The organism is Streptomyces sparsogenes (genome assembly GCF_001704635.1).
GTDB lineage: Bacteria > Actinomycetota > Actinomycetes > Streptomycetales > Streptomycetaceae > Streptomyces > Streptomyces sparsogenes.
In genome coordinates, this window is the sequence record NZ_MAXF01000035.1 from 67897 (window position 1) to 74478 (window position 6582).

Sequence of the window (6582 nt, forward strand, 5' to 3'; positions counted from 1 at the left end):
CCATGCCGAAGGCCATGGGCGGGTGCGGGGGTCATGCGGTGCCCCCGAGCGTAAGGCGCTAAAGCCCTGGTCGCTCCTCCACAGGCCCGCGTTGTGGGCGGAATCACCAGGACGGCCGGGAACTCGGCCCCCGGCGGTCCCGGCGGCCCCGGTACGCCCCACCCGCCCCGCTACGCCCAGAGCTGGCCGTGCAGCGTCTCGATGGCCTCCTCGGTGGTGGCGGCGGTGTAGACGCCGGTCGACAGGTACTTCCAGCCGCCGTCGGCGACCACGAAGACCACGTCGGCGCTCTCGCCGGCCTTCACCGCCTTGCGGGCGACGCCGAGCGCGGCGTGCAGCGCGGCGCCCGTCGAGATGCCCGCGAAGATGCCCTCCTCGGCGAGGAGTTGCCGGGTGCGGGCCACCGCGTCCTCGGAGCCGACGGAGAAGCGGCTGGTCAGCACGGTCTCGTCGTACAGCTCGGGGACGAAGCCCTCGTCGAGGTTGCGCAGGCCGTAGACGACGTCGTCGTAGCGGGGCTCGGCGGCGACGATCTGCACGCCGGGGACGTGCTCGCGCAGATAGCGGCCGACGCCCATCAGGGTGCCGGTGGTGCCGAGCCCGGCGACGAAGTGGGTGATCGACGGCAGGTCGGCCAGGATCTCCGGGCCGGTGGTGGCGTAGTGGGCGCCCGCGTTGTCGGCGTTGCCGTACTGGTAGAGCATCACCCAGTCCGGATGCTCGGCGCTCAGTTCCTTGGCGACCCGTACGGCGGTGTTGGAGCCCCCGGCGGCGGGCGAGGAGATGATCTCCGCGCCCCACATGGCGAGCAGTTGGCGCCGCTCCTCGCTGGTGTTCTCCGGCATGACGCACACGATGCGGTAGCCCTTGAGCTTGGCCGCCATGGCGAGCGAGATGCCGGTGTTGCCGGAGGTCGGCTCCAGGATGGTGCAGCCCGGGGTCAGCCTGCCGTCCTTCTCGGCCTGCTCGATCATGTGGAGCGCGGGCCGGTCCTTGATCGAGCCGGTGGGGTTGCGGTCCTCCAGCTTCGCCCAGATACGGACGTCGCCGGAGGGCGAGAGCCGCGGCAGCCTGACGAGCGGCGTGTTGCCGACCGCCGCCAGAGGGCTGTCGTACCGCATCAGACCCCGCCGCCCGCGACGGCCGGGAGGATGGTCACGCTGTCGCCGTCGGAGAGCTTGGTGGTCACGCCGTCGAGGAAGCGCACGTCCTCGTCGTTCAGGTAGACGTTGACGAAGCGGCGCAGCTCGCCGTCCTGGACCAGGCGGTCCTGGATGCCGGCGTGCCGGGTCTCGAGGTCGGCGAAGAGCTCGGCGATCGTGTTCCCGCTGCCCTCGACCGCCTTCTGGCCGTCGGTGTAGGTGCGGAGGATGGTCGGGATGCGGACCTCGATGGCCATGTGTGGGCTCCTGTCGGAGGGCGGGGTTTCAGGGCCCTCCCGGACGGCGTCCGGGGGGAGGTGCGGTGCGCACGGCGGCGCGCGGGCGGAGGGCGTGACTCCGCGGCGGTCAGGCGGCGGCCCGGCGCGGACACATCGCGCTGGCGAGCCGGCACAGGTCGACGTGGAGCCGCGCGACGAGCAGCATGCCCGGCGTCTTGTCGCTCACATCATCGAAAACCATGGAGTCATCGTATCGATTCCCGACCCCGCCCTCCGAGAAGCGTCCCGCGATGCGGTCGGTCTTCGACCACGATGCGAGACGGAGGCATGGCACGTACCCGTTTCAGGCCGCGTTCCGGCCCCCGTCTCAGCCCCGTCTCGGTCCCGTCTCAGCCCGCGTTTCCGTACGCCTCGACGACCTCGACCTCTTCCTCGGTGACCTCTCCGTCCACGATCCGGAAGGAGCGGAACTGGACCGGGCCCTCGTCGTTGCCGCACTCCGCGGTGGAGACCAGGACGTAGTGGGCGCCGGGCTCGTTGGCGTAGGAGATGTCCGTGCGGGAGGGGTAGGCCTCGGTGGCGGTGTGCGAGTGGTAGATGACCACGGGCTCCTCGTCCCGGTCGTCCATCTCGCGGTAGAGCTTGAGCAGATCGGTCGAGTCGAACTCGTAGAAGGTGGGCGAACGGGCCGCGTTGAGCATCGGGATGAACCGCTCGGGGCGGCCGCTGCCGGCCGGGCCGGCGATCACGCCGCACGCCTCGTCGGGGTGGTCGGCGCGGGCGTGCGCGACGATCTGGTCATGGAGGGCCTGCGTGATGGTCAGCATGGCCAAAGAATAAGACGGGCCCCGGATCGTGAGATCCGGAGCCCGTCTACCGAGACGGAGCCTGTCTGCCGAGACGGAGCCCGTCTGCCCAGAGGGAGCCCGTCGCTACTTCGCGACCTGGTCCCGCTCCCGGGCCGCGGCGGCCACCTGCGGCGAGCGGCTCTTGAGGACGGCCCAGCCGATGGCCAGGCACACGGCCCAGCCCGCGCCGACGTACAGCGAGACCCGGGCGTCCTTGTCGTAGGCGACCAGGCAGGTGACGAAGAGCAGGAAGACCAGCGCGACCCAGCTGAAGACGGCGCCGCCGGGGGCCGGGAAGGACGAGGCGGGGAGCCGGCCGGCGCGCACGGCGCTCCGGTAGCGGATGTGGCTGATCAGGATCATCGACCAGGACCAGATGCCCGCCGCGGTGGCGACCGAGGTGACGTACTCGAAGGCCTTCTCCGGGACCAGGTAGTTCAGGACCACGCCGATGCCCATGAGGGCGACGGACAGGGTGATGCCGATGGCCGGGGTCTTGCGGCCGCTGAGCTTGCCGAACACCTGCGGGGCCTCGCCGTTCGCGGCCAGGTCGCGCAGCATGCGGCCGGTCGAGTACATGCCGGAGTTGCAGGACGACAGGGCCGCGGTGAGCACCACGAAGTTGACGATGCCCGCGGCGAAGGGGATGCCGATCACCGAGAAGGCATGGACGAAGGGGCTCTCGCCCGCCGAGAACTCGGTCCACTTGACCACGGAGAGCAGGACCAGCAGGGCGCCCACGTAGAAGAGCAGGATGCGCCAGGGCAGGGTGTTGATCGCCTTGGGCAGGGTCTTCTCCGGGTTCTCGGACTCGCCCGCGGTGACGCCGACCAGCTCGACGGCGATATAGGCGAACATCACGCCCTGCAAGGTCATCAGGCTGTCGCCGATCCCGCTCGGGAAGACGCCTCCATGGGACCAGAGGTTGGAGACGGAGGCGGTGTCACCGGCCTGGGAGAAGCCGAGGGTGAGCACGCCGAGGCCGATGACGATCATGCCGATGATCGCGGTGACCTTGACCATCGAGAACCAGAACTCGACCTCGCCGAAGATCTTCACCGAGATCAGGTTGACCCCGAACAGCACCACCAGGAACACCAGGGCGCTGACCCACTGCGGGATGTCCGGGAACCAGTAGTGGATGTAGATGGCGGCCGCGGTGAGCTCGGCCATGCCGGTGACCACCCACAACAGCCAGTACGTCCAGCCGGTCACATAGCCGAAGAACGGGCCGAGGAACTCGCGGGCGTACTCCGAGAAGGAGCCGGTGACCGGGCGGTACAGGAGCAGCTCACCGAGCGCCCGCATGATGAAGAAGATGACCACGCCGGCGAGGGCGTACATCAGGATGATGCTGGGTCCGGCCTTGGCGATGTTCGCCCCGGCCTTCATGAAGAGACCGACCCCGATGGCTCCGCCGATGGCGATCATCTGGACCTGGCGACTGCCGAGGCCCCGTTCGTAGCCCTCTTCGGAAGTGTTGCTCGCGGCCCCATTGCCGACGGCGTCGTCTCCAGGCCGATCGACCCGCACTGAGGTCATGGTTCCTGCGCCTTTCTTCCTGTGGCGGCTGGCGATCGTGAAGATTTATCACGGTCGCAACACTGATCCACACGGGGCGATGTGCGGCACACCACAGGAAGAAGCGGACAAAGGCCCTACGGAGCAGCAAAAGACCCCATCATGGTGACGCGATCGTTATCCGGACTTGAGCATCCTCTAAACGAACAGTCAGATGGGCGAACGCGGGGGCACCAGGGCGGCCGCCACGGCACCCGGAGCAGTGATCAGAACGCCGCTCACTGATCAGGGCGCCGATCGCTGATCAGGGCGCCGATCAGGGCATCAGGGTCTCGACGAGGGTCTCCTGGAGACCGCCGAGCCAGAAGTACGCCATCACCATGGGCTTGCGCGGATCGCTGTCCGGCAGCCGCAGCAGCTCGCCGCCGTCGTCCTCGTCGGTGACCTCCAGCCGGGTGCCGATGGCCAGCCGCAGGTCGTTCAGCGCCCCGAGCCACTGCCGGGACTGCTCGGGCGACAGCTCCAGCACCCCCGGGCCGGCCCCGGCGTCCGCCCCCGCGAGGGCGTCCAGGCCGCGCACCACCGCCAGGGCGTCCTCGCGCTTGCGGGCCCGCAGATCGTTCTCGGTGTAGCGGCGGAACTCGGCCGAGGCGGCGCGCGCCGCGGCCTCCTCCTCGGCCCCCAGCTTCCGGTCCGGCCCGCCGTACGCGTCCGGGAAGAGCCGGGCCAGCGCCGGATCCGCGGGCGGCTTGGTGGGTCCCTCGGCGAACAGCGCGTCCAGCGGGTCCCGCCCCTCCACCGGCTCCGCGCCTGGCCCGATCAGCTCCAGCAGCTGCACGGCCAGGCTGCGCAGGATGGAGATCTCCACCTCGTCCAGGGCCAGCCTGGCCCCGCCGCCGGGCAGCGGCTCGAAGTGCCCCGCCATCAGCGGTCCTGCTGGAGGGTCGCCCACAGTCCGTACCCGTGCATCGCCTGCACGTCGCGCTCCATCTCCTCGCGCGTGCCGCTCGACACGATCGCGCGGCCCTTGTGGTGGACGTCCAGCATCAGTCGGTGCGCCTTGTCCTTTGAATAGCCGAAGTAGGTCTGGAAGACATACGTGACATAGCTCATGAGGTTGACCGGGTCGTTGTGCACGACGGTGACCCACGGGACATCGGGTTCGGGTACCACCGAGGGCGCCTCGCTGGACTGGGGCCGTTCGATCTCCACCGGTGTCGCACTCACACCTCCCATGCTGCCACCCGGCATGGTCCGTCGCCTAAACCGGCACCAGAAATCGTCACTTTGACGAGTAGCGGAGGTAGCATCATCGTCTATGAACACCGCTCACCTCGGACTGCCGGTGGACGTGCCATCGACAGCGCTGTTCACCGACCGGTACGAACTGACCATGCTGCAGGCCGCCCTGCGCGCCGGCACCGCCGACCGCCGCACGGTCTTCGAGGTCTTCACCCGCCGCCTCCCCGAGGGGCGACGATACGGCGTCGTCGCGGGCACCGGCCGGGTGCTGGACGCCGTGGAGAACTTCCGCTTCGATCGCGGCGTGCTCGACTTCCTCGCCGACCAGCGGATCGTGGACGAAGCGACGCTCCAGTGGCTCGCCGACTACCGCTTCCGCGGCGACATCTGGGGCTACCCGGAGGGCGAGGTCTACTTCCCCGGCTCGCCGATCATGCGCGTCGAGGGCAGCTTCGGCGAGGCCGTCCTGCTGGAGACGGTGATCCTGTCCATTCTCAACCACGATTCCGCCGTCGCCGCCGCGGCCTCCCGGATGTCGGTCGCCGCCGCCGGCCGCCCGCTGATCGAGATGGGCGCCCGCCGCACCCACGAGCTGTCCGCCGTCGCCTCGGCCCGCGCCGCGTACGTCGGCGGCTTCTCCTCCACCTCCGACCTGGCCGCCGGCTTCCGCTACAAGATCCCGACCGTGGGCACCAGCGCGCACGCCTTCACCCTGCTGCACGACACCGAGCGGGACGCCTTCACCGCGCAGGTCGACTCGCTCGGCAGCGGCACCACCCTCCTGGTCGACACCTTCGACGTCGTCGAGGCGGTGCGCACCGCGGTCGAGGTCGCGGGCACCGAGCTGGGGGCGGTGCGGATCGACTCCGGGGACCTGCTGCTGCTCGCCCACCGGGTGCGCCACCAGCTCGACGAGCTGGGCGCCAAGAAGACCAAGATCGTGGTCACCAGCGATCTCGACGAGTACGCCATCGCCTCGCTCGCGGCCGCGCCCGTGGACGCGTACGGCGTCGGCACCCAGCTGGTCACCGGCAGCGGCCACCCGACCTGCTCGATGGTCTACAAGCTGGTCGCCCGGGCCGGCTCCGACGACCCGGCCGCGCCGCTGCGCCCCGTGGCGAAGAAGTCCATGGGCGCGAAGACCTCGATCGGCGGCCGCAAGTGGGCCGCGCGGCGGCTGGACGAGGACGGCGTGGCCGAAGCCGAGGTCGTCGGCAGCGGCCCGGTTCCGGAGGGGCTCGCGGACCGGCAGCTGCTGGTCGAGCTGGTGCGCGGAGGGAAGGTGGTGGCCCGCGAGCCGCTGGACGCGGCGCGGGACCGACACGTGGCGGCGCGGTCGGCGCTGCCCCTGTCGGCGACGCAGCTCTCGCGAGGCGAGGCGGTCATCCCGACGGAGTACGTGGTGGGCTGACCGCCGGGCCGGACCGGCCCCCGGCGGCTCCCTCGGCCCCGGCGCCCCTGGCGCGGCGGAGCCGGGGGGCGCCGGGAGCGAGCGGCGGGGGCCGGGTGACGAGCCCGGGGCCCTCGCGGTGGCGAGGGGGCGTGCCCGAGCGGTGGGCCTAGGGTCCGTCTTCAAAGGGGGCGTGGCGT

The 6582-nt window shown here is 70.5% G+C and carries 8 protein-coding genes; 1 reads left to right on the top strand and 7 read right to left on the bottom strand.

All coding sequences use genetic code 11. The features are described 5' to 3' along the window. Positions 1 to 170: 170 nt before the first annotated feature. From BBH68_RS07580 to clpS, 7 genes are all read right to left on the bottom strand, one after another. Positions 171 to 1121 carry a PLP-dependent cysteine synthase family protein gene (locus BBH68_RS07580; RefSeq protein WP_065960006.1) on the bottom strand — a complete coding sequence of 317 codons (951 nt, stop codon included), beginning with the start codon at positions 1119 to 1121 and terminating at the stop codon, positions 171 to 173. Further along, on the bottom strand, positions 1121 to 1399 hold the full coding sequence (locus BBH68_RS07585) for a MoaD/ThiS family protein (RefSeq protein WP_065960007.1): 279 nt from the start codon (positions 1397 to 1399) through the stop codon (positions 1121 to 1123). The genes BBH68_RS07580 and BBH68_RS07585 overlap by 1 nt, the downstream gene beginning before the upstream one ends. A 109-nt stretch (positions 1400 to 1508) precedes the next feature. Continuing rightward, entirely contained in the window at positions 1509 to 1622 is a 114-nt protein-coding gene (locus tag BBH68_RS44225) for a putative leader peptide (protein ID WP_342673121.1), read from the bottom strand. Between the two features lie 148 nt (positions 1623 to 1770). Continuing rightward, positions 1771 to 2208, bottom strand: a complete 438-nt coding sequence (locus BBH68_RS07590; protein WP_065960009.1) for a M67 family metallopeptidase — start codon at positions 2206 to 2208, stop codon at positions 1771 to 1773. Positions 2209 to 2313: 105 nt separating this feature from the next. Further along, positions 2314 to 3771, bottom strand: a complete 1458-nt coding sequence (locus BBH68_RS07595) for an amino acid permease (protein ID WP_065960010.1) — start codon at positions 3769 to 3771, stop codon at positions 2314 to 2316. A gap of 295 nt (positions 3772 to 4066) precedes the next feature. Continuing rightward, on the bottom strand, positions 4067 to 4675 hold the full coding sequence (locus tag BBH68_RS07600) for a DUF2017 domain-containing protein (protein ID WP_065960012.1): 609 nt from the start codon (positions 4673 to 4675) through the stop codon (positions 4067 to 4069). Then, positions 4675 to 4986, bottom strand: coding sequence for an ATP-dependent Clp protease adapter ClpS (clpS, locus tag BBH68_RS07605; RefSeq protein ID WP_065960015.1), 312 nt, complete (start codon positions 4984 to 4986; stop codon positions 4675 to 4677). Before clpS ends, BBH68_RS07600 begins: the two co-directional genes overlap by 1 nt. Positions 4987 to 5068: 82 nt before the next feature. Between clpS and BBH68_RS07610 the strand changes: the two genes are divergently transcribed. Further along, the gene (locus tag BBH68_RS07610) at positions 5069 to 6403 is read left to right on the top strand and encodes a nicotinate phosphoribosyltransferase (RefSeq protein WP_065960016.1); all 1335 of its coding nucleotides are present in this window, start codon (positions 5069 to 5071) and stop codon (positions 6401 to 6403) included. Positions 6404 to 6582: the final 179 nt, after the last annotated feature.